This is a genomic window from Roseovarius mucosus DSM 17069, from assembly GCF_000768555.3.
Lineage (GTDB): Bacteria > Pseudomonadota > Alphaproteobacteria > Rhodobacterales > Rhodobacteraceae > Roseovarius > Roseovarius mucosus.
On sequence record NZ_KN293983.1, the window covers coordinates 59411 to 81287 of the forward strand.

The following is a 21877-nucleotide window of genomic DNA, read 5'->3' on the forward strand; positions in this document are numbered from 1 at the left end:
TGGGGCGCAGGACGCCTCAGCGGGTCTTGCGGATCAGGTAGGTCTGGACGCCATTCGCATCGGTCGCGGAAATGAGATCATGCCCGGATTCGGCGCAGAAATGCGGCACGTCAATCACCGCCGCCGGATCATCCGCCTGCATCGCAATCACCGCGCCAATCGTCATGGATTTCAAGCGCTTGCGCAGCTTGAGCACGGGCAGCGGACACAGCAGGCCGCAGGCATCAAGGGTCTCATCAGGGGTCATGAAACGTGAGATAGCGGGCTTGTTACAACCTGTCCACAGGGATGTGACCGATTGTCGGGTGACGCGAGCCACGAGGCGGGATATGTCTGGCGCATGTTCGGAATCGAAATCATAGATGCAGCGCTGTTGCCCGCCATGTTCGTGGCCTTGGCCGCAGGGATCATATCCTTTCTCAGCCCCTGCGTGCTGCCCATCGTGCCGCCCTATCTGGCCTATATGAGCGGCGTGAGCCTGAATGATCTCTCCGAGAGCGGGCAGAGCCGGGCGCGCGCCGTGGTGCCGGCGCTCTTTTTCGTGCTGGGCCTGTCGACGGTGTTTATTTTCCTCGGGTTCACGGCGTCGGCGATCGGTACAGTGTTTTTGCAATACCAGAGCTATTTCAACACGATAGCGGGCGTTCTTGTGATGGTTTTCGGTGCGCATTTCGTGGGCGTCTATCGCATCAAGTTCCTTGACCGTGAGGCGCGGATTGATGCGGGCGACCGGGGGGGATCGTCCTTTGGCGCGTATATCCTTGGGCTTGCCTTTGCTTTTGGCTGGACGCCTTGCATCGGCCCGCAACTGGGCGCGATCCTGTCCTTGGCGGCGTCCGAAGGGTCGGTGGCGCGGGGCACGATGCTTCTGGCGATTTATGCTATCGGGTTGGGCGTGCCCTTCCTGCTGGTGGCGGCGTTCCTGCCGCGCCTGCAAGGGTTGATGGGCTGGATGAAACGCCACATGGAGCAGATCGAGCGGGTGATGGGCCTGTTGCTCTGGACCATCGGTCTCTTGATGCTGACGGGTGGGTTCTCGGCCTTTTCCTTCTGGCTGTTGGAAACCTTCCCCGCCCTTGCGGTGCTTGGATAACGCCTTACGCTTGCCAGATTTTCACGCTAGGTTCCGTTCAACGCGAGGTTGGACATGAGCAGCGAGCCCAAAGTGCGCCGCAGGCGCGTGTTTTATATTCCAGGGTATGACCCGATCCCGCCGCGCCGCTACCGCGAGCTCTATCGCAAGGAATGTGCGGCGCAAGCGACTATTTTAGATTATGAAATCAAGGTTTTACCGGCCAAAGCTCAGGCGCGTTTTGGATGGAATGTGTCCGCGCGTCTTGAGGGGGCAGAGGTCGAGAGCGCGTTTGAAGTGCTGGTCTGGTCCGATATCGTCAAGGGCAGCATGGATCAGGGAATTCTGGCGACCTATGCGCAACTGATCCGCACCGCGTCGATTTATATTGGCACTGGCGCGCTCTTTCGGTTGATGCGGTTGCGCAAAGGGCCGGTGATCGCTGCGCTCTACCCGGTGGGGTTCTTGCTGGTGCAGCTTGGGATAGCGCTCTTGGCGGCATGGGGAGTGGGGCGCGCGCTGGCGCTCTGGCAGCCTTGGGCGGCATGGGGCGGCCTGTTGGCCGTGCCCTTCATCCTCGAATGGTTCCGGCGCCTCGACGGCCGCTTCTTTGCCTATTACCTGATGCATGATTATGCCTATTCGGCGCGCTATCTGGGTGCCAATCCGCCCGAGTTGGAGGCGCGGATGGCGGAATTTACCGCCGAGATTGCGCAGGCCTTGCAGGGGGAGTGCGACGAGGTACTGGTGGTTGGCCATTCCTCGGGGGCGCATCTGGGGGTGTCGATTCTGGCCGATCTGATTCGGGGCGGGCATGTGCCCGCCGATGGCCCGGCTCTGTCGTTCCTGAGCCTTGGGCAGGTGGTGCCGATGGTATCCTTTTTGCCGCGCGCGCATCGGCTACGGGCTGATCTGGCCTATCTGAGCGCGCGGGACGAGGTGACTTGGGTCGATGTCACCGCCCCCGGCGATGGCTGCGCCTTTGCGCTTTGTGATCCGGTGGCGGTGTCGGGCGTGGCCCCGCAGGACAAGCGTTGGCCGCTGGTGATCTCGGCGGCGTTTACCCAGACGCTGAGCCCGGAGCGGTGGCGCGCCTTGCGGTGGCGATTTTTTCGGCTGCATTTCCAATATCTCTGCGCCTTTGATCGGCCCGGTGACTATGACTATTTCCGTGTCACGGCAGGGCCATTGACACTGGCCGCGCGGTTTCGTGACAGATCACCCTCGAAAAGCCGGATCGTGTGCGCCACGTCGGGCTACACGAGCGTTGTGCGATGATTCCGCCCAAGCCGCCCGCGCGCCCTGATGCTGTATCGCTCTGGCGCTATCTGCGGCTGTTTCGGGCCGATATCCTCTCGGCGCAGCCTGTCCGTCTTTATCGCGCGTGGATGGCTGAATTTCGCACGCCGTTCTTTCGCTCTTACCTTTGCAATGACACGGCCTTGGTTGATTTGGTGCTGAAACAACGCCCCGATGATTTCCCGAAATCCACCCGTGTGTCCGAGGGGTTGCGGCCCCTGCTGGGGCAATCAGTCTTTGTCACCAATGGCGCGACATGGAGGCGGCAGAGGCGCATCATTGACCCTGCGTTCGAGGGCGGGCGGTTGCGGGATACGTTTGGGGCGATGGTCATGGCCGGGCAGGGGGCGGTTGCGCGGCTGGCCCCGCTGGCTGATGGCAGAGGGTTTGATATTGAGGGCCACACCAGCCATGCTGCCGCCGATGTGATCTTTCGCACGCTGTTTTCGCTGCCAATCGAGGATCGCACTGCCGCGCAGGTGTTTGACGCCTTCAAGGCGCATCAACGCACGCAGCCGGTGCTGAACCTTGCCGCGTTTATTCCCTTGCCGCGTTGGTTTCCACGCTTTCACCGCCGTCAGACGCGGGTGACGGCGCGGACCATCCGGGGGTTGATCACGGAACTGACCGCGCGGCGGCAGGCCGAGATTGCGGCGGGGACCGCGCCGGATGATCTGGCGACCAAGATCATGACCACCGCCGACCCCGAAACCGGCGCGCGGTTCGACACCGAGGAAATGGTCGATCAGGTCGCGATCTTCTTTCTGGCCGGGCATGAAACCAGTGCTTCGGCGCTGGCTTGGGCGCTCTACCTTCTGGCGCTTTACCCCGAGTGGCAGGACAGGGTCGCCGCAGAGGCCGAGGCAGTCTTTGGCACCCGCGCGCCGGAGTTTGCGGATATGGCGCGGTTGCGTGTCACCCGGGATGTGTTCCGCGAGACGCTGCGCCTCTATCCGCCGGTGCCGATGATGGTGCGCGAGACGGCCTGTCCCGAGCGGTTCCGCGACCGAGACATCGCACCCGGCGCGCAGGTGGTGATCAGCCCCTGGCATCTGCACCGGCACGAGCGACTCTGGGACAATCCCGACGGGTTTGATCCGGCGCGTTATGGCACCGAGAATGGCAAGACCTGTCTGCGCGAGGCGTTCATCCCGTTCTCTGCCGGTCAGCGGGTCTGCACCGGGGCGGGGTTTGCGATGATCGAGGGGCCGCTCTTGCTTGCGATGCTGGTGCGGGCCTATCGCCTGAGCCCGGTTGTGGGGCGCCCGCCCATGCCGGTGGCGCATCTGACGGTGCGCGGGCGCGATGGCATCTGGCTGAAACTTTTGCCGCGCTGATCCGACACCCCTTTGCAAGCGGGATTAGAGCGCCTATGTATGGACTGTTCGCGCAAGCGGACTATGGACATAAACGCGCTCGTAATAAGCGGATCGGACCCGGGGGCGGTACCCGGCGACTCCACCAACAATCCTTCGTTTGGGGATCATGGGGTCGAAACAGGATCGACGAACGTCTAAAGGGGTTATGCTTTGTCTCGGTGAGGTACCACCGTTATCGGTCCGAAACGTACAGTTGCAAACGACAACCGTGCTCCGGTGGCCGTTGCTGCGTAAGCAGTAACCAAACCGAAACTTAAGTCCTTGCGCTTAGCCGCGTAAGGCGGGGTTCGCAGGCACCTGGCAACAGAAGCCTGCACTTTCACTTTAGCTTTGATCTGTAACGCATTGAATAAACGTTATAAAACTATGCCTTGCGCGCATCGTGGCGGCGGGCGACAAAGAGGCATGAGCGCGCCACCCCTTGCCCTGATCTTTCGCAGCTTTGCCCATATCGGTCTCCTCAGCTTTGGTGGACCTGCAGCGCAAATTTCGATGATGCATGAGGAACTGGTCGTGCGGCGCGGCTGGCTGAGCGAGCAGCAATTCCTGGGTGCGCTGTCGTTTTGCATGCTCTTGCCGGGGCCAGAGGCGATGCAGCTCTGCACCTATGCCGGTTGGCGGCTGCGTGGGGTGCTGGGCGGGCTGATCGCGGGGCTGCTCTTCGTGCTGCCGGGGGCGGCAGTGATCCTGGCACTTGGCCTTGGCTATGCGACCTATGGCGATTTGCCCATGGTGCAGGCGGTGTTTCTGGGCGTCAAGGCGGCAGTCGTGGTGATCGTTTTGCAAGCGCTTCTGAAACTTGCAAAGCGTGCGCTCAAAGGCCGGGCGTCTTGGGTTTTGGCGGGCTTGGGTTTTGTCGCGATGTTCTTTCTTTCGGTGCCTTTTCCCTTCATCATCGCGGCGGCCGCACTCTGGGGGGCTTGGAGCACACGGGGGGCAATCGCGGAGCCCGAGACCGCCGATGGCATGGTGTCAGCCCGGCAAACGGCCACAACGGCACTGTTCTGGGGCGCTCTCTGGGCTGCACCGGTGTTGTTCGTTTGGGCCACGGGGGCCGGGTTCCTGACGGATCTGGCGCTTTTCTTCAGCAAGCTGGCGGTCGTGACCTTTGGCGGTGCCTATGCCGTGCTGGCCTATATGACGGAAACGGTGGTGGCGACCAAGGGCTGGCTCAGCACGGCGGAAATGATCGATGCACTCGGTCTGGCCGAGACCACGCCGGGGCCGCTGATCCTTGTGACCGAGTTTGTGGGCCTCTTGGCGGGGTATGCGCAGGGCGGGGTAGGGACCGCTGTGCTGGCGGCTTGTCTCACGCTCTGGGTCACGTTCATTCCTTGCTTTTTGTGGATTTTCACTGGCGCGCCGTATATCGAGCATATCCTTGCGCGGCCCCGTCTGAAAGGCGCCTTGGCGGGGATTTCGGCGGCGGTGGTGGGGGTGATCCTCAACCTCTCGGTGTGGTTCGCGCTGCATGTCCTGTTCGGACGGGTGACGATGAGCGCGCTTGGACCCCGCCCCGAGATCAGCAGCTTTTCGCCGCGCGATGCGATCTATGTCGCGGTCGCAGGCGTGCTGCTGCTGGGGCTTCGCTTGCCGATGGTGCCCGTTCTGGCGCTCATGGCGGTGCTAGCGGGTCTGGTTCATGTTTTGATTTGAGCGGCGCATTGCAGGTCTTTTGTTTTGCTTCGAATCCCCTATGCTGGCGTGCAGCAATTCCCCAAGGGTCAATCATGTCTCGATCAATCGACTACGGCAATCTCATGCATCGTGCCATGCGCGGCCTCATCCAAGAGGTGCTGAACAAGGTGCAGGCCGAGGGTTTGCCAGGGGCGCATCACTTCTTCATCACTTTCGACACCAAACATCCCGAGGCCAAGCTCGCCGATTGGTTGAAACAGCGCTATCCGTCGGAAATGACGGTGGTGATGCAGCACTGGTATGATGACCTCAAGGTCACGAATGACGGGTTTGCGGTGACGCTGAATTTTGGCGATGCGCCAGAGCGGCTATATGTGCCCTACGATTCGATCCAGACCTTTGTCGATCCGTCTGTCGAATTCGGCCTGCGGTTCGAGACGCAGGAAGTGGATGAAGATATCGACGAGCTGGACGACACCGATCCGCCCGACGATGATCCCAGCCCCGGCAAGGCCGAGGTGGTGCGGCTCGACAGTTTCCGCAAGTAACACGCGCTTTGTCGCAGTCTGCGGGCTTTGTATCCCGTCGTATACAGCATTGATCTTTTGCCAAACTGCGGTATGAACGGGGCAAACCCGTCACGAAAGGCTTTGCCATGACCGCCACCCGCACCGAAACCGACAGCTTTGGCCCCCTTGAGGTGCCGAACGACAAGTATTGGGGCGCGCAGACGCAGCGCTCGATCATGAATTTCCCGATCGGCTGGGAGAAACAGCCGGTGGCCATCGTGCGCGCGCTTGGCGTGATCAAGCAGGCCTGCGCGCAGGCCAACAAGGCCAGTGGCAAGCTCGATGCGCGTCTGGCCGATGCCATCATTCAGGCGGCGCAAGAGGTGATCGCGGGCAAGTTCGACGACAATTTCCCGCTGGTCGTCTGGCAGACAGGGTCGGGCACGCAATCCAACATGAACGCCAATGAGGTCATTGCCAACCGGGCGATTGAAATCTTGGGCGGCGTTATCGGCTCCAAGGACCCGGTGCATCCCAATGACCATGTGAACATGGGGCAATCCTCGAACGACACCTTCCCCACGGCCATGCATATCGCGGCCGCCATGACGGCGCGCGACGTGCTTTTGCCGGGGTTGGAGAAGCTCTTGACGGGGCTCGAGGCCAAGTCGGAAGAGTTCAAGGACATCATCAAGATCGGCCGCACCCATACGCAGGATGCGACGCCGTTGACCTTGGGGCAGGAATTTTCGGGCTATGCGCATCAGATCCGGCAGGGGATCGCGCGGGTCAATCTGTGTCTGCCCGGCATTTACGAGCTGGCACAGGGCGGCACCGCCGTGGGCACCGGTCTGAATACCGCGAAGGGCTGGGATACAACCGTTGCGGGGCAGATGGCCGAGATCACCGGCCTGCCGTTCGTCACCGCACCAAACAAGTTCGAGGCGCTGGCCGCCCATGATGCCATGGTGTTCATGTCCGGTGCGCTCGCAACCGTGGCGGGCTCTTGCTACAAGATCGCCAATGACATCCGCTTTCTTGGCTCTGGTCCGCGTTCGGGCCTGGGTGAATTGATCCTGCCCGAGAACGAGCCGGGATCGTCGATCATGCCCGGTAAGGTCAACCCGACGCAGGCGGAGGCCCTGACGCAGGTTGCGGCGCATGTCATGGGCAATGACGCCGCGATCAAGTTCGCGGGCTCTCAGGGGCATTTCGAACTGAATGTCTACAACCCGATGATGGCCTATAACCTCTTGCAGTCCATGCAGCTTTTGGGTGACGCCGCTGATAGCTTCACCGAGCGCATGCTGAATGGCATCGAAGCCAACGGGCCGCGCATCGACAAGCTGATGAAAGAAAGCCTGATGCTGGTCACGGCGCTTGCCCCCACCATCGGCTATGACAATGCCACCAAGGTTGCCAAGACCGCCCATAAGAATGGTACGACCCTGCGCGAAGAGGCGATTGCGCTTGGCTTTGTCGATGGCGAGACCTTTGATCGCGTGGTGCGCCCCGAAGACATGATCGGCCCGAAATGACCGAGGGCCCGGTCAACCTGAACCGGGTGCGCAAGCAAAAGGCGCGGGCCGAGGAGAAGGCCCGCGCAAACGAGAATGCCACGCGCTTTGGCCGGACCAAGGCGCAAAAGGCACTGGAGCAGGCGCAGGCCGACAAGGCGCGCGCCGTGCTCGATCAGCATCGGCGGGATGAGGACTGACCTTGGTTTCATCTGGCCCAAAATACCTCGGGGGAGTCCTGGATATCATCCAGGACGGGGGCAGCGCCCCCATGTCTGACCAATGACAGGCGCGCGCCCGGTCAAGCGCTCGCTCACCCTGCGCGGTCATCGCACCAGCGTATCGCTTGAGGATGCCTTTTGGCAGGCGTTTCGTGAGATTGCCGAGGAAAAATCCATGGCAATTAATGTCTTGGCGGCGGAAATTGATGCAGGGCGCGGGGTAGAGACGGGATTGGCCACGGCGATCCGGCTATATGTGCTTGCCCATTATCGCGACCGGATGCTGCAAAAGGAATGACGCCGCGCGAGGGCGCGGCGTCATTTGTTTTTCGTTCCTAGTGGTCATTCCGCCGGTTGTTCGGCGATGATCCCGTGCTTTTCGCGCAGATGGTCGCGGTAGAGCGCCTTGGTCAGCGAGATGACCATCAGCACCATCACCATGGCAAAGGGCAGCGCGCCGATGATCATGGCGTTTTTCAGCGCCTCGAACGGATCGGCCGCAGCGCCGGAGTTGCCTGCAATGATCAGGGCACCGATGACCAAAGTCAGGATAACACCCCAGATGATCCGGTGTTTGATCCCGGTTTCAGCCTGACCGCCCGACATGATCGTATTCATCACAAGGATACCCGAGTCTGCCGAGGTCACGAGGAAGGTGAGGATCAGCACCACGCACATGATGGTCACAGCGGTGAGCAGGCCGCCGTCGATCATGAAGCCCAACGTGACGAAGAGCTTGTTGGTGTTGGAGGCCCCGATGATGGCGCCCTGTGCCACGCCGCTGAGTTCAAGGTCAATCGCCGTGGCCCCAAGGATTGTCATCCAGGCAAAGCACACAAGCGCCGGGGCGATCACGCAGCCAAGGATGAATTCGCGCACTGTGCGCCCCTTCGAGATGCGCGCGAGGAACAGACCGACGAAAGGCGAAAACGCGATCCACCACGCCCAGTAGAAGGTGGTCCAGCCCGCTTGCCAGCCAAACAGGCGGCCTTGGGCACCCGCCTCGTATGCGGCGACTTTGGCCGCATCGGGCAAGTCTGCAGCGGCACCGCTCAGACCGCCGACAAAGCCGTCAAAGCTGCCCCATGCGTTTGTTGCGCCACCGTAGAGGTCAGCGGCCAGCGGGGCTGCTTCGGCCGGCAGGGCCGCGGCAAAGGCCTCGGACGAGAGCGGCCCGTAGGCGTTGAACGACAGCGATGCGAAATGCAGGAGGTAATCCGCAAGGGCGGTTGCGTATTTGGTCATGGCAAAGGCGAAAGAGCCAAACACGATGAAGACCAGCAACAGGACCACCGACAGCACGAGGTTGAGGTTGGAAAGATACTTGATGCCGCGCCCAACGCCCGAGACCGCCGATAGGATCGACAGGCCCATGATCGCCAGCAGGGCCGCAATGAGACCTGTGGTGGTGGGCTTGGGCGCGTCGCCTGTGGTGTTCATCAGCCACTCCATGCCACTGACCGCATAGACGCCATCCACGAACTGCGACACGCCGAAACCGATGGTCACAGAAACACCCAGAATGGTGGCCACGACGCCCAGAACATCCACGACATCGCCCAAAATCCCATTGGCTGCGCGCCCCAGAAGCGGGGTCAGAGCCGACCGGATGGTGAGCGGCATGTCACGGGTATAGGCGTAATAGGCAAGGCTGAGCCCGGTCACGACATAGATCGCCCAGGCGTGAAAGCCATAATGCGCAAAGGTGTAGCGATAGGCAGGGGTGACGCCTTCGACGGTGTTGCCGATGACTGCCCCGGTCACGGTCTCGGGGTTCGAGCCCCAGAGGCCCAGCGGTTCCGCCGTTGCAAACACCATGAGACCAACGCCAAGACCCGCGCCGAACATCATCGAGAACCAAGAGAAATTCGAGAATTCCGGCTGTTCGCCTGCGCGCCCCATGAGGCGTTTGCCCGTCGAGGGCAAGAGCGCCACGATAAAGAGAAAGAAGGCAAACATGCCGGTGGCGAGAATGTAGAAGGTGTTGAACCCCTCCAGCAGGGACCAATTGAGGCTCGAGAGGGTGGCATTGGCATTCAAAGGCCAGACCAGCGCCCAGATCACCAAAAGCGCCATCGAAGTTTTGGAGATCAGCGCTATGGGCAAACTATAGCCCTCATAGAACCCCTGTGGGGCGGTTTTGATCTCGAGATCGGTAAAGGGGGGTTTTATACTCATCTGTGACGTCCCTGATCCATTTCGATTGAACGGGGTGCTCTTGTGGCTCTGCAATCGGCCTTTTGCCCCATCGCGACAGTTTCCCATGATGGGGCCTGTGTATCGAGCGGGTATTCCGGCGCTCCGTGCGCAAATTGCGACCACTGACCGGTGGAAATGGGGCGGTTGGGGCGTTGGGTTCAACTGGATTGATCCGCTGCGCAACGAAACTGAAGTTGGGTTTGCTGGAAACGCGCGCCGGCGAATCTCTGGAGATTTGTATTTTTACGACATTTTAATTGTCGCAAACGTGACGTCTCTCCGCCATCAGGTTGCAGATTCGGGCGGTTTCTTGCTAAAAGGGTGAAGGCGGCCCGGGCCTTTGAGGTCCGGTGCGCCTTTCGATGCGTCGTCCGCCCCTGTTGGCGCAAGACCCTGGAACGCCGCGACATGCCGCAACAGAGCGGCAACGATGTCCTGTGATTGGGACGTGACGGGCGGCAGAAAAACAAGAAAAGGAGGCCAGATGGCCGACGAGACAACCAACCAAGGCATACCCGCGCCCGAAGGGCAATCTGACCTGATCGAGACCGGATACGAAATCGGGCAGGATAATGTGCAACCTCAGGTGGGGCCTTTTGGCCTGGACATTCATAACCCGGTGTTTTTCATCTCGGGTCTCAGCATCGTGATTTTCGTCTTTTATGCATTGGCCCTGCCGGATCAGGCGGCGTCGGTGTTTGACTGGCTCTTTGCGGCGGTAACGAAAGGCTTTGATTGGTTTTTCCTGAGCGCCGCCAATGTCTTTGTGCTGTTCTGCCTCTTTCTGATTGTCAGTCCTTTTGGCCGGGTGCGCCTTGGTGGGGATGAGGCCACACCGGACTACAGCTATCTGGGCTGGTTTGCGATGCTGTTTGCGGCGGGCATGGGCATTGGTCTCATGTTCTTTGGCGTGTCCGAGCCGATGAGCCATTTCTCAAGCGCCTTGGGCGGCACGGCGATGGAGGGCGGCATACGCAGCGATTGGGCACCACTTGGGGCCGCTGGCGGTGATCCGGAGGCCGCCTCGCGTCTGGGGATGGCGGCGACGATCTTTCACTGGGGGCTGCATCCATGGGCGATCTATGCGGTGGTGGCGCTGGCACTGGCGCTCTTCAGCTATAACAAGGGGCTGCCGCTCACGCTGCGGTCGGCCTTCTATCCGATCCTGGGCGAACGCGTGTGGGGCTGGTGGGGCCATGTGATCGACACGCTTGCGGTTTTTGCCACGCTCTTTGGTCTGGCCACCTCTCTTGGGTTTGGAGCGGAACAGGCGGCCTCGGGGTTGACGTTTCTCTATGGCTCTGGGGATGCCGCCGAGGGCACGCGCGCCTTTATGGGCATTGCCTATGGCAATAGCGAGGAAAGCGGCGTCGCGAACTCCAGCCTGCTCTTGGTGCTGCTGATTTCCGGCATCACGGCGATTGCGTTGGTGTCGGTGGTGCGCGGCCTTGATGGTGGGGTCAAGGTGCTGTCGGAGATCAACATGGGCTTGGCGGCACTTCTGCTGCTGTTCGTGTTCTTCGTAGGCGGGCCGATTTTCCTGCTGACATTCTTCTTTGACAGCCTCTGGGCCTATCTGCAAAATCTCGTGGCTCTGTCCAATCCCTTTGGACGCGAGGATACGAACTTCATGCAGGGCTGGACCGCGTTTTACTGGGCGTGGTGGATCAGTTGGTCGCCTTTTGTGGGTATGTTCATCGCCCGTGTCAGCCGGGGCCGCACGGTGCGGGAATTCGTGATTTGTGTGCTGCTCATTCCATCGCTGGTCTGTGTGTTGTGGATGAGCGTGTTTGGCGGCACCGCGCTTAATCAGGTGATTGCCGGTGGCTACGAGGCGGCCCAAAACGCGCCGCTTGAGCTGAAGCTGTTCCAGATGCTCGATCCGATGCCCTTGGCGACGATAACCTCGACTATCGGGATTATCCTTGTGGTGGTGTTCTTTGTCACCTCGTCGGATTCAGGGTCGCTGGTGATCGACACGATCACGGCGGGTGGCAAGGTGGATGCGCCGGTGCCCCAGCGGGTATTCTGGTGCATCTTTGAGGGGGCCGTCGCGATTGTTCTCTTGATCGGCGGGGGTTTGGCCGCGCTTCAGTCGGCGGTGATCTCCACCGGCTTGCCGTTTACGCTGGTGCTCTTGGTCATGTGTTGGGCGATCTTTCGCGGCTTGCAGAGCGAAATGAAAAGCCTCTGACCTTCCCGTGACTGTCATCTTGAGGCCCTCCGGCGCTTGCGCGTCGGGGGGCTTTGCTGTTTTGTGGCGACCAAAAGGGACAATGGGGACAAGTATGACACTCGACACCGATTTCGTGCGTGCGCAATTTCCGGCCTTTGCCGAACCAAGCCTTGCGGGGCAGGCCTTTTTCGAGAACGCGGGCGGCTCTTATACCTGCGCCCCGGTCATCGCGCGGCTCGAGCGTTATTACCGCCAGCGCAAGGTACAGCCCTATGCGCCCTATGAAGCCAGCCAACTGGCCGGGGCCGAGATGGACGAGGCGCGGTCGCGGCTGGCGGCGATGATGGGGGTGGCCACGGATGAACTGAGTTTCGGGCCGTCCACGACGCAGAACACCTATGTTCTGGCGCAGGCGTTCCGGCAATGGATGGAGCCGGGCGATGCGATCATCGTCACCAATCAGGATCACGAGGCCAATTCCGGGCCGTGGCGGCGGTTGGCGGATGCGGGATTCGAGGTGCGCGAGTGGAAGATCAATCCCGAGAGTGGCTTGCTCGATCCCGCGGATCTGGAAAACCTGCTCGATGATCGGGTGCGGCTGGTGTGTTTCCCGCATTGCTCCAATGTCGTCGGCGCGATCAACCCGGTGGTCGAGATCACAGCGCTGGCCCATGCCGCCGGTGCCTTTGTCTGTGTCGATGGGGTCAGTTATGCGCCACATGGCCTGCCGGATGTGGGGGGGATGGGGCCGGATATTTACCTCTTTTCCGCCTACAAGACCTATGGCCCGCATCAGGGGATCATGGTGATCCGCCGGGAATTGGGCAATCTCTTGCCCAATCAGGCGCATTATTTCAACGCGGGCACGCTCTATAAGCGGTTTACGCCCGCTGGTCCGGATCATGCGCAGGTGGCGGCGAGCGCGGGCATGGCTGACTACATCGACGATCTGGCGGCGCATCATGGGATCACGGGCGATGCCGTGACACGGGCCGCTGGGGTGCATGACCTCATGCGCGGACACGAAACGGCGCTTTTGCAGCCGCTTTTGGATTTTCTCAAGGATCGCAATTCCGCGCGGCTGATCGGTCCCGTAGAGGCCGAACAGAAAGCGCCTACGGTGGCGGTTTCGCTCAACCGGCCCGGTGCCGAGGCGGCGGCGCAACTGGCGCAGCATGGGATCATGGCGGGGGGCGGCGATTTCTACGCGGTGCGGCCTCTGACCGCGATGGGCGTGGATCCCGAGCGCGGGGTGTTGCGTCTGAGTTTCGTGCATTACACGACCAGCGCCGAGGTGGACAAACTCTTGACCGCACTTGATGATATTCTTTGATCCGCCCGCGCCCCCGGCCCGTATTGCAGGAAAAGACTGGGGCAGGGGATGACGGATATAACACCATCAATCATATGGTTCAGGCGCGATTTGCGTCTGGCCGACAACCCGGCACTTTGTGCGGCGCTCGCGGGCGGCCGCCCTGTGATCCCCGTTTTCATCCATGATGAGAGCGTCGAGAGCCTAGGTGCCGCGCCAGAATGGCGCCTGGGTCTGTCGCTGGCCTCTCTGGCGCGAGACCTCGAGGCGGTGGGGAGCCGTCTCATCCTGCGGCGCGGCACGGCGCTGGAGGTTTTGCGCACGCTGGTGGCCGAGACCGGGGCAGGGGCGATACATTGGTCGCGGCTCTATGATCCGCAGGCGATTACACGCGACAAGGCAGTTAAATCCGCGCTGCGCGAGGGAGGGGTGGACGCACAGAGCCATGCGGGCCATGTGATGTTTGAACCTTGGACGGTCGAGACCAAGACCGGTGGATTCTACCGCGTCTATTCTCCCATGTGGCGCGCGGTGAAGGATCGCGAGGTTGCATCGCCCCTTTCAGCACCGTCGCGTATTCCTGCCCCGGAAACATGGCCTGCGTCTGACACTCTGGACGATTGGCGGATGGGTGCGGCCATGCGGCGCGGGGCCGAAGTATGTCTGCCCTATCAGCGTGTGGGCGAGGCGGCGGCCATGGATCGCCTTCACGCCTTTGCCGACGGGGCCATTGCGGACTATAAAGATGCGCGCAATTTTCCAGCGGTGGATGCTACTTCCAACCTCTCGGAAAACCTGACCTACGGGGAGGTTTCGCCCCGGCAATGTTGGCATGCCGGACAGAGGGCTTTGCATGCTGGGGCGCAAGGCGCGGAACATTGGCTCAAGGAGTTGGTCTGGCGCGAGTTTGCCTATCATCTCATGTATCACACCCCGCATATCCTGAGCGGCAATTGGCGGACCGATTGGGATGCGTTCCCTTGGTCCGAGGATGAAGAGCACCCGGAGGTGATTGCGTGGAAGCAGGGCCGCACCGGCGAGCCCTTTGTCGATGCCGCCATGCGCGAGATGTATGTGACCGGCAAGATGCACAACCGCGCGCGGATGATCGTGGCATCCTACCTGACCAAGCACCTCATGACCCACTGGAAAATCGGTCTTGCGTGGTTCGCCGACTGTCTCACCGATTGGGACCCGGCGTCGAACGCAATGGGCTGGCAATGGGCGGCAGGCAGTGGCCCGGATGCCGCGCCGTATTTCCGGGTGTTCAACCCAGAGACGCAGCTGGACAAGTTCGATCCCAAAGGCGCCTATACCCGCCGCTGGATCGCCGAGGGGCAACGCACCCCGCCCGCCACCGCGCTCGACTATTTCGAGGCAATCCCACGGCACTGGGCGCTTGACCCTGCGATGACCTATCCGGGGCGGGTTGTTGATCTGGCAAGAGGGCGGCAGCGCGCGCTTGACGCCTATGAAGCGCGGGGCTTTTGACGCATGACCATAATGACCGCAAGAACGGCGCGGGGCGCGCCACAGAAGGAAAGAGGGACCGAGCGGATGATCCTGACCGACACCACCGGCCAGACGGGCCTGCCGCGCTATTTTGCCCGCTGCTTTGGAGTGGCCCGCAATATCGACGCCGGACGGCTTGATATCCGCCTGCCCGATGGTCGCGTGTTTCGCGCAGAGGGACAGCGCCCCGGCCCGGTCGCCGTGCTGGACATCCACGATCCCGAGGTCTTTGCTCGGCTGGTGCGCGAGGGCTATCTTGGGTTTTGCGAGGCCTATCTTGATGGCGATTGGTCAACGCCCGATTTGCAGGCTTTCATGGACCTGCTCAACGATGACAATGACGGGATCTACAACGGCTATCCCGGTCAGCGGGTGGCGCAGGTCTACGAGCGCATCCGCTTTTGGTTCAAGCGCAATTCCAAGACGCAGGCGCGGCGCAACATCAGCTATCACTATGACCTCGGTAACGAGTTCTACAGCCTCTGGCTGGATGAAACGATGACCTATTCGAGCGCCATCTTTCAGACCGGCCAGAACAGTCTAGAGCAGGCGCAGATTGCCAAATATGCCAGCATGGTGGATCAGATGGGGGTGAAACCCGGTGATCATGTGCTGGAAATCGGTTGTGGCTGGGGGGGCTTTGCCGAATATGCCGCCAAGGAGCGCGGTCTGCGCGTGACCGGCCTCACGATCAGCGCGGAACAATTGAAATATGCGCAAGACAGGATGGCGCGGGCGGGGCTTTCGGATCGCGTCACGCTCAAATTGCAGGACTACCGCGACGAGCGCGGCACCTATGACGGGATCGCCAGCATCGAGATGTTCGAGGCGGTGGGCGAACGCTATTGGCCGGTGTTTTTCAACTCCCTGCGCGAGCGGCTCAATCCCGGCGCTCTGGCCACGCTTCAGATCATCACGGTCGAGGACAAGCGTTGGGAAAGCTATCGCACCGATGTGGATTTCATCCAGAAATACATCTTTCCGGGGGGGATGCTGCCCAGCCCGACCGCCTTGCGCGCCGAGATCGAGCGGGCGGGGCTGAGCGTTGCGCGGTCCATCGAGTTTGGCGAAAGCTATAGCCAGACCCTGCGCCGTTGGCATCAGGCCTTCAACGATAAATGGGATGAAATCGCGGAAATGGGCTTTGACGAGCGGTTTCGCCGGATGTGGAATTTCTACCTGACCTCTTGCGCGGGGGCCTTCAAAGGGGGTAGTTGCGATGTGACACAGATCACCATTGCAAGGCCCGGATAGATGCCCGTTACAGATCACATGCCCACCGCCGCGCGGCTGGTCGCGGCGATCGGTCTTGGCGCTTTGGGATGGTTCGGATCAGAGCTCTTTCGCCCTCTCATGCCCGAAGATACCAACTTTGGCTGGTTCAATCAGGTCAATGTGGCCCTGGGTGCTATCTGCGGTTGGCGGGTTACGGGCCGGCGGCTGGGCTATGGCTATGCCGAAGGGTTCAGTGCGGGATTGACTGGCGTTGGCGCTTTGGTGTTTTGGGCGATTTTTGTTCAGAGCCTTAACGAGATGCTCAAGCGCGCGCTCGATAACCGATATGACGGGGTGATCGAGGGGTTGACCTCGATGTTCGAGTTGATGGTCGACTATGGCATGACGATGCTCAACGGACCGTTGATCGGCGCGTTGGTGACAGGTGGGATCGTGGTGGGCGTCGTTTCGGAATGGGTGTCGCACCGGTGGTCGTGACACCGCTGTTTCTCTACGGTCCCTTGGCTGACATCCATGTCCTGCAAGGCATCTTTTCCAGCTTCGTTGCTGCAGAGGCGCGGGCAGAGGGAATGCAGATATCCTGTGAGGATGCGCCCTTGCCCTTGACGGGGTTGCGCCGCGGAACGGGGGCTGTCGATGGGCTTCTGGTGGATCACCCTTCGGCTGTGGAGGATTTGACCTTTGTGCTCAGCGCCCTTGGTCTGGGTCCGGCAGAGCCCCTTGCGGTTCATTGCCAAGGCACCACTTATGCGGCGCAGGTGTTTCCCGGCCAGCCGGGACCCCTTGCATGGGATGCTACGGCGTTGCGCGGGCGTAATGCCTCGATCCTGAAGGGGGCTATCGCAGAAATCCTGAGCCTCAAGGGCCGCGTTGCGCCTGAAGATTTCACCCACCGTCTGCCGATGATCTTGTCACGCGCCGGGGCGCAGGTGGCCGCCGCACGGTCAGCCCCGATCACGTTGCGCAGCCCGACCCATGCCGATCAGGTGATACAAGAGGCGAGTGAGATCACCCACGCCGGGTTCTTTCTCAGCCGCAAGTACACGCTGCGGCATCCGCGCTTTGACGGTACGCTGAGCGATAGCCTTGAGCGAGAGGTGTTTGTCGCCACCGATGCCTCTCTTGTGCTGCCCTATGATCCGGTCCGCGACCGGGTGCTCCTGGTGGAACAGTTCCGCATGGGCCCGTTTGGGCGCGGCGATCCTTACCCTTGGATGCTGGAGCCGGTGGCAGGGCGGATCGATGGCGGCGAGAGCCCGGAAGCGACCGCGCACCGCGAATGTCTGGAAGAGGCGGGTCTGACGCTGCGCGGGTTGGAAAAGATTTCCCAGCATTATTGTACGCCCGGTTACTCGACCGAGGTCTTTCACCTCTTTCTGGGGATTTGTGACCTGCCCGATCTGGAACAGGGGCGCGGGGGATTGGCCACCGAGCATGAGGATATTCGCACCCATGTGATTGATTTCACGCAGGCAATGGCGCTGGTCCAGAATGGAGAGGCCAATAATGGGCCACTGATCCTCTGCCTTCTGTGGCTTGAGCGTGAACGCGCACGGCTGCGCGCATCCGCTTGAGTTCCCGCCCTCAAGCGCCTAAACCGAAAAGAACACGCTGACCACAGGAGCATGAAAGATGCGCATCGCACAGGATCTGGCCGCCGCTGTCGGGAATACACCGCTCATTCGTTTGCGCCGCGCCAGTGAGGAAACGGGATGCGACATCCTTGGCAAATGCGAGTTTCTCAATCCCGGACAATCGGTCAAGGACCGCGCCGCACTCTTTATCATCCGTGATGCGATTGCGCGCGGTGATCTGAAACCCGGCGGCACGATTGTCGAGGGCACGGCAGGCAATACCGGGATTGGTCTGGCGCTGGTCGGCGCCTCCCTTGGCTTCAAGACGGTGATCGTGATCCCCGAGACGCAGAGTCAGGAAAAGAAGGATATGCTGCGTCTGGCCGGTGCCGACCTGGTGCAGGTGCCTGCTGCGCCTTATTCAAATCCGAACAATTTTGTGCGATATTCCGAGAGATTGGCGGCAGAACTTGCGAAAACGGAACCTAATGGGGTGATCTGGGCCAATCAGTTCGACAATGTCGCGAACCGTCAGGCGCATATCGAGACGACCGGCCCCGAGATCTGGGAGCAGACCGGCGGCAAGGTGGATGGGTTTATCTGCGCGGTGGGCTCTGGCGGCACGCTGGCCGGGGTCGGCATGGCGCTGCAACCCAAGGGCGTCAAGGTGGGTCTTGCCGATCCGATGGGCGCCAAGCTTTATTCCTGGTACACCAAGGGCGAGCTGGAGAGCGAAGGCTCGTCCATTGCCGAGGGGATCGGGCAGGTGCGCATCACCGCCAATCTTGACGGATTCACGCCAGATTTCGCCTGTCAGGTGCCCGACGCCGAGGCGCTGCCGATCGTTTTCGACCTCTTGCAGCACGAGGGTCTGTGCATGGGGGCCTCGACCGGCGTCAATGTCGCCGGGGCCATTCGGATGGCGCGCGAGATGGGGCCGGGTCATACCATTGTGACGATCCTGTGCGATTATGGAACGCGCTATCAATCCAAGCTCTTTAATCCCGAGTTCCTACGCGCCAACAACTTGCCGACACCGGATTGGCTGGATCAGGCCCCGCGCTCAATCCCCGGAGTTTTCGCAGGGTGACAAGGATGCTGCGGCAACTTTGCCTGATCCTCTGCCTGGCATTTGGCGCAGCGGTGGCGATACCCGCCATGGCCCCCGCGCAGGGGCAGCACACGCCGGACGCAGTGGATTACGTCACATGGGAAGAGCTTGCGGGTGAGGCGGATGATCTGATCGCCAATGGCGATGCGACGACTGCGGACTTGGAAAACATGCGTGCCCAAATCAATGGGTGGCGGCAACAGTTTGTCGAGATGCAGACGCTCAATTCCGCGGCAATCCGAACTGTGCGTGATCAGATTGCGGCCTTGGGGCCCGTCCCCGAGACCGGCGAAGAGGCCGAAGACATTGCGGCACAGAGGGCGGAACTGAACCGACGTCTTGCCCGATTGGAGGCGCCGGTCAAGTTGGCCGAACTGGCGCGCAGCCGCGCCGAGGGGCTGGTCACAAGCATTGACGGAGCCATTCGAGACCGCCAGACTCAGGCGTTGTTGCGGCTTGGACCCTCGCCGGTCAACCCGCTGCATTGGCCCGAGGCGGTCAAGGCGCTCTACCGTGCGGTGGATACGGTGCGAGCAGAGACAGCGACCAACTGGCAGAGCAGTTTTCGCCGTACTCGGTTTCAGAGCAACCTGCCGGGGGTGATCGTTCTTGGCCTTCTCGGCATTTTGCTGATTGCGAGGGGGCGGGTCTGGACCACGCGCTTGGCGGCGCGGGTCTTGGGGGAAACCCCGACGGCTGGCCGCCGTTTGGCCGCCTTCGCCCTCTCACTGGGGGAATGGCTGCTGCCTTATTTGGGGGTCCTCGCCATCGTGGTCGGGGCGGTGCTTGCCGGGCTTTTGGGGGCCAAGGGCACGCTTGTGGTCAACGCGCTGCCCGCTGCGGCCTTTATCCTGCTCTTGGCGCGGTGGCTTACCTTGCGGGTCTTTCCACGCGACGAGCGGCAATTGCCCTTGCTCACGCTCAGCGCGTCAGAGCGCGCAACCGGGCGGTTCTGCGGTGGCTCTCTGGGCCTTGTGGTGGCTGGGTTTGCCTATGTGCAGGATCTGGCCGATGGCTTTGACTGGTCCGAAGAAGCCCGCAACGTCCTGATCTTTCCGCTCATGGTGCTGGCCTCGCTGCTCTTGCTGCGTCTGGCACGGCTCTTGATGCGCCACAGCAAGGCGGCCGAGAACGAGCCGGAAACCGAACAGACCTTCCGCAGCAAGCTGGTGCGTATCCTTGCGCGCGCGCTCTGGGCCTTGGCAATCTTGGCACCGCTATTGTCTGCGGTGGGCTATATGTCCGCCGCCGAGGCCATGATGCTGCCGGCGCTTCTGTCGCTGATGATGATCGCGGCGCTCTTGTTGATCCAGCGGGTGTTGTCCGAGGTCTATATCATGCTGCGGGGCAACGCGCAGAGCATCGACGACTCGCTCTTTCCGGTGCTTTTGGGTTTTTTCCTCGTTCTGGCCTCTATTCCGATTTTCGCGCTCATCTGGGGCGCACGGCCTGCGCAGCTGCAAGAGGCGTGGCTGAGCTTTACCCAAGGGGTCACGTTTGGTGGCATCACGCTATCGCCGACCGGGTTCCTGATTCTTGCAGGCGTATTCACGCTTGGCTACCTGCTGACGCGGCTGATTCAGGGCACGCTCAAGAATGCGATCCTGCCCAAGACCAAGCTGGATATGGGCGGGCGCAATGCCATCGTGTCAGGCGTGGGCTATGTGGGGATATTCCTCGCGGCGCTGGTGTCTATCACGGCGGCGGGGATTGACCTCAGTTCGCTGGCCATTGTCGCTGGTGCCTTGTCCGTTGGCATCGGTTTTGGTCTGCAAAACATCGTGTCCAACTTTGTCTCGGGTATCATCCTCTTGATCGAGCGGCCCATTTCCGAAGGCGACTGGATCGAGGTGGGCGGGCAGCACGGCTATGTGCGCTCGATCTCTGTCCGCTCAACCCGGATCGAGACCTTTGACCGCACCGATGTGATCGTGCCCAATGCCGATTTCGTCAGTGGCACAGTGACGAATTACACCCGCGGCAATACCGTGGGGCGGGTGATCGTGCCGGTGGGCGTGGCCTATGGCACCGATACGCGCCGGGTCGAGAAAATCCTGCGCGAGGTGGCCGAGGCACATCCGATGGTGTTGATGCAGCCGCCGCCGAACATCCTGTTTCAGAACTTCGGGGCGAGTTCGCTGGATTTCGAAATCCGGGCGATCCTACGCGACGTCAACTGGGTGGCCAGCGTGAAATCCGACATGAACCACGAGATTGCCCGCCGCTTTGCCGAAGAGGGAATAGAGATTCCCTTCCCGCAACAGGATGTATGGTTCCGTAATGCGCCCTCTGGCGCGCCGGAGCAGAAAGAGCCTGCCGCGCAGATCACAAGTCAACGCCCCGCCGCCCTGACCGAGGGCGATGTCGACGGTGACGGTGGCGGCGAGGGTGACGGCCGATGACCACCCCGCTTTTTCGGCAGGACGCCTATCGGACCGAGGCGGCCGGTATTGTCGTGGCGCATACGCCCGAGGGCGGGATCGTTCTGGACCAGACGCTCTTTTATCCCACGGGCGGTGGTCAACCGGGTGATAGCGGGCGGCTCATCTGGCAGGGGCGCAGCCTGAGCATCGCCACGGCGGTCAAGGCCGAGGGGGATCAAATCGCGCTCGTTGTGGCCGAACCGGTGCCATTGCCGCCCATCGGCGCGGCTCTGCGGCAGGCGATCGACTGGCCAAGGCGGCACCGTCTGATGCGGATGCACACGGCGCTCCATCTCCTGTCGGTCGTGATCCCACTGCCGGTCTCGGGCGGCGCGATTGCCGAGACACGCAGCCGTCTCGATTTCGACATGCCCGAAGCGCCCGAGGATCGCGACACACTGGAGGAGTATCTCAATCAACTGGTGGACCGGGATTTGCCCGTGACCGAGGATTGGATCACCGACGATGAATTGCGCGCCAATCCGGGGCTGGTCAAGACCATGTCGGTGGCCCCGCCCATGGGCTCTGGCCGGGTGCGTCTGGTGCGGATCGGGCGGGGGGCGGATCAGGTCGATCTGCAACCCTGCGGCGGCACCCATGTAGCGCGCACCGGAGAGATTGGGCGATTGCGTCTTGGCAAGGTCGAAAAGAAAGGCCGCCAGAACCGCCGGGTTTATCTTCACTTGGAAGATTGAGCGC

General features: G+C 61.4%; 20 protein-coding genes and 1 other RNA gene. 19 read left to right on the plus strand and 2 right to left on the minus strand.

All coding sequences use genetic code 11. The features are described 5' to 3' along the window. Positions 1-16: 16 nt before the first annotated feature. Complete coding sequence (locus tag ROSMUC_RS14990; protein ID WP_037274917.1) at positions 17-247, minus strand: sulfurtransferase TusA family protein; 231 nt, start codon at positions 245-247, stop codon at positions 17-19. A gap of 93 nt (positions 248-340) precedes the next feature. Between ROSMUC_RS14990 and ROSMUC_RS14995 the strand changes: the two genes are divergently transcribed. From ROSMUC_RS14995 to ROSMUC_RS15035, 9 genes are all read left to right on the plus strand, one after another. Continuing rightward, on the plus strand, positions 341-1093 hold the full coding sequence (locus ROSMUC_RS14995) for a cytochrome c biogenesis CcdA family protein (protein ID WP_037274920.1): 753 nt from the start codon (positions 341-343) through the stop codon (positions 1091-1093). Positions 1094-1147: 54 nt separating this feature from the next. Next, positions 1148-2350 carry a hypothetical protein gene (locus ROSMUC_RS15000; RefSeq protein ID WP_037274923.1) on the plus strand — a complete coding sequence of 401 codons (1203 nt, stop codon included), beginning with the start codon at positions 1148-1150 and terminating at the stop codon, positions 2348-2350. Beyond that, complete coding sequence (locus ROSMUC_RS15005) at positions 2347-3708, plus strand: cytochrome P450 (protein WP_037274926.1); 1362 nt, start codon at positions 2347-2349, stop codon at positions 3706-3708. The genes ROSMUC_RS15000 and ROSMUC_RS15005 overlap by 4 nt, the downstream gene beginning before the upstream one ends. Before the next feature lie 7 nt (positions 3709-3715). Continuing rightward, positions 3716-4068: a transfer-messenger RNA gene (ssrA, locus tag ROSMUC_RS15010) on the plus strand. An 87-nt stretch (positions 4069-4155) separates the two neighbouring features. Further along, the gene (gene chrA, locus ROSMUC_RS15015; RefSeq protein WP_037274928.1) at positions 4156-5406 is read left to right on the plus strand and encodes a chromate efflux transporter; all 1251 of its coding nucleotides are present in this window, start codon (positions 4156-4158) and stop codon (positions 5404-5406) included. Positions 5407-5480: 74 nt separating this feature from the next. Continuing rightward, positions 5481-5936: an SspB family protein gene (locus ROSMUC_RS15020; RefSeq protein ID WP_037274932.1), complete on the plus strand. Its 456-nt coding sequence runs from the start codon at positions 5481-5483 to the stop codon at positions 5934-5936. 107 nt (positions 5937-6043) lie between these two features. Beyond that, positions 6044-7435, plus strand: coding sequence for a class II fumarate hydratase (gene fumC, locus ROSMUC_RS15025; RefSeq protein ID WP_037274936.1), 1392 nt, complete (start codon positions 6044-6046; stop codon positions 7433-7435). Further along, a complete protein-coding gene (locus tag ROSMUC_RS15030; RefSeq protein ID WP_037274939.1) occupies positions 7432-7614 on the plus strand; it encodes a DUF4169 family protein in 183 nt (60 codons plus the stop codon). Before fumC ends, ROSMUC_RS15030 begins: the two co-directional genes overlap by 4 nt. A gap of 82 nt (positions 7615-7696) precedes the next feature. Next, entirely contained in the window at positions 7697-7933 is a 237-nt protein-coding gene (locus ROSMUC_RS15035; protein ID WP_037274941.1) for a ribbon-helix-helix domain-containing protein, read from the plus strand. 44 nt (positions 7934-7977) lie between these two features. Here the strand turns inward: ROSMUC_RS15035 and ROSMUC_RS15040 are convergent, their stop codons facing one another. Next, the gene (locus ROSMUC_RS15040; protein WP_037274944.1) at positions 7978-9813 is read right to left on the minus strand and encodes a BCCT family transporter; all 1836 of its coding nucleotides are present in this window, start codon (positions 9811-9813) and stop codon (positions 7978-7980) included. Positions 9814-9898: 85 nt separating this feature from the next. Here ROSMUC_RS15040 and ROSMUC_RS21210 point away from each other — a divergent pair, with 85 nt between their 5' ends. The 10 genes from ROSMUC_RS21210 (at position 9899) to ROSMUC_RS15085 (ending at position 21873) form a co-directional block, all read left to right on the plus strand. Further along, on the plus strand, positions 9899-10159 hold the full coding sequence (locus ROSMUC_RS21210; RefSeq protein WP_146005698.1) for a hypothetical protein: 261 nt from the start codon (positions 9899-9901) through the stop codon (positions 10157-10159). Positions 10160-10318: 159 nt separating this feature from the next. Next, positions 10319-12028, plus strand: coding sequence for a BCCT family transporter (locus tag ROSMUC_RS15045; RefSeq protein ID WP_037274947.1), 1710 nt, complete (start codon positions 10319-10321; stop codon positions 12026-12028). 94 nt (positions 12029-12122) lie between these two features. Next, positions 12123-13343, plus strand: a complete 1221-nt coding sequence (locus ROSMUC_RS15050) for an aminotransferase class V-fold PLP-dependent enzyme (RefSeq protein WP_037274949.1) — start codon at positions 12123-12125, stop codon at positions 13341-13343. A 48-nt stretch (positions 13344-13391) separates the two neighbouring features. After that, entirely contained in the window at positions 13392-14813 is a 1422-nt protein-coding gene (locus ROSMUC_RS15055; protein WP_037274952.1) for a cryptochrome/photolyase family protein, read from the plus strand. Positions 14814-14825: 12 nt separating this feature from the next. Then, positions 14826-16088: a class I SAM-dependent methyltransferase gene (locus ROSMUC_RS15060; protein ID WP_102105987.1), complete on the plus strand. Its 1263-nt coding sequence runs from the start codon at positions 14826-14828 to the stop codon at positions 16086-16088. Positions 16089-16106: 18 nt separating this feature from the next. After that, positions 16107-16547, plus strand: a complete 441-nt coding sequence (locus tag ROSMUC_RS15065) for a TrgA family protein (RefSeq protein ID WP_037274955.1) — start codon at positions 16107-16109, stop codon at positions 16545-16547. Next, positions 16523-17644 (plus strand): NUDIX domain-containing protein, encoded by a 1122-nt coding sequence (locus ROSMUC_RS15070; RefSeq protein ID WP_037274958.1) that lies wholly within the window; start codon positions 16523-16525, stop codon positions 17642-17644. Before ROSMUC_RS15065 ends, ROSMUC_RS15070 begins: the two co-directional genes overlap by 25 nt. A 58-nt stretch (positions 17645-17702) precedes the next feature. Continuing rightward, positions 17703-18734 carry a cysteine synthase A gene (locus tag ROSMUC_RS15075; RefSeq protein WP_037274961.1) on the plus strand — a complete coding sequence of 344 codons (1032 nt, stop codon included), beginning with the start codon at positions 17703-17705 and terminating at the stop codon, positions 18732-18734. A 5-nt stretch (positions 18735-18739) separates the two neighbouring features. Then, entirely contained in the window at positions 18740-21157 is a 2418-nt protein-coding gene (locus ROSMUC_RS15080) for a DUF3772 domain-containing protein (RefSeq protein WP_037274964.1), read from the plus strand. Next, complete coding sequence (locus ROSMUC_RS15085; RefSeq protein ID WP_037274968.1) at positions 21154-21873, plus strand: alanyl-tRNA editing protein; 720 nt, start codon at positions 21154-21156, stop codon at positions 21871-21873. Before ROSMUC_RS15080 ends, ROSMUC_RS15085 begins: the two co-directional genes overlap by 4 nt. Positions 21874-21877: the final 4 nt, after the last annotated feature.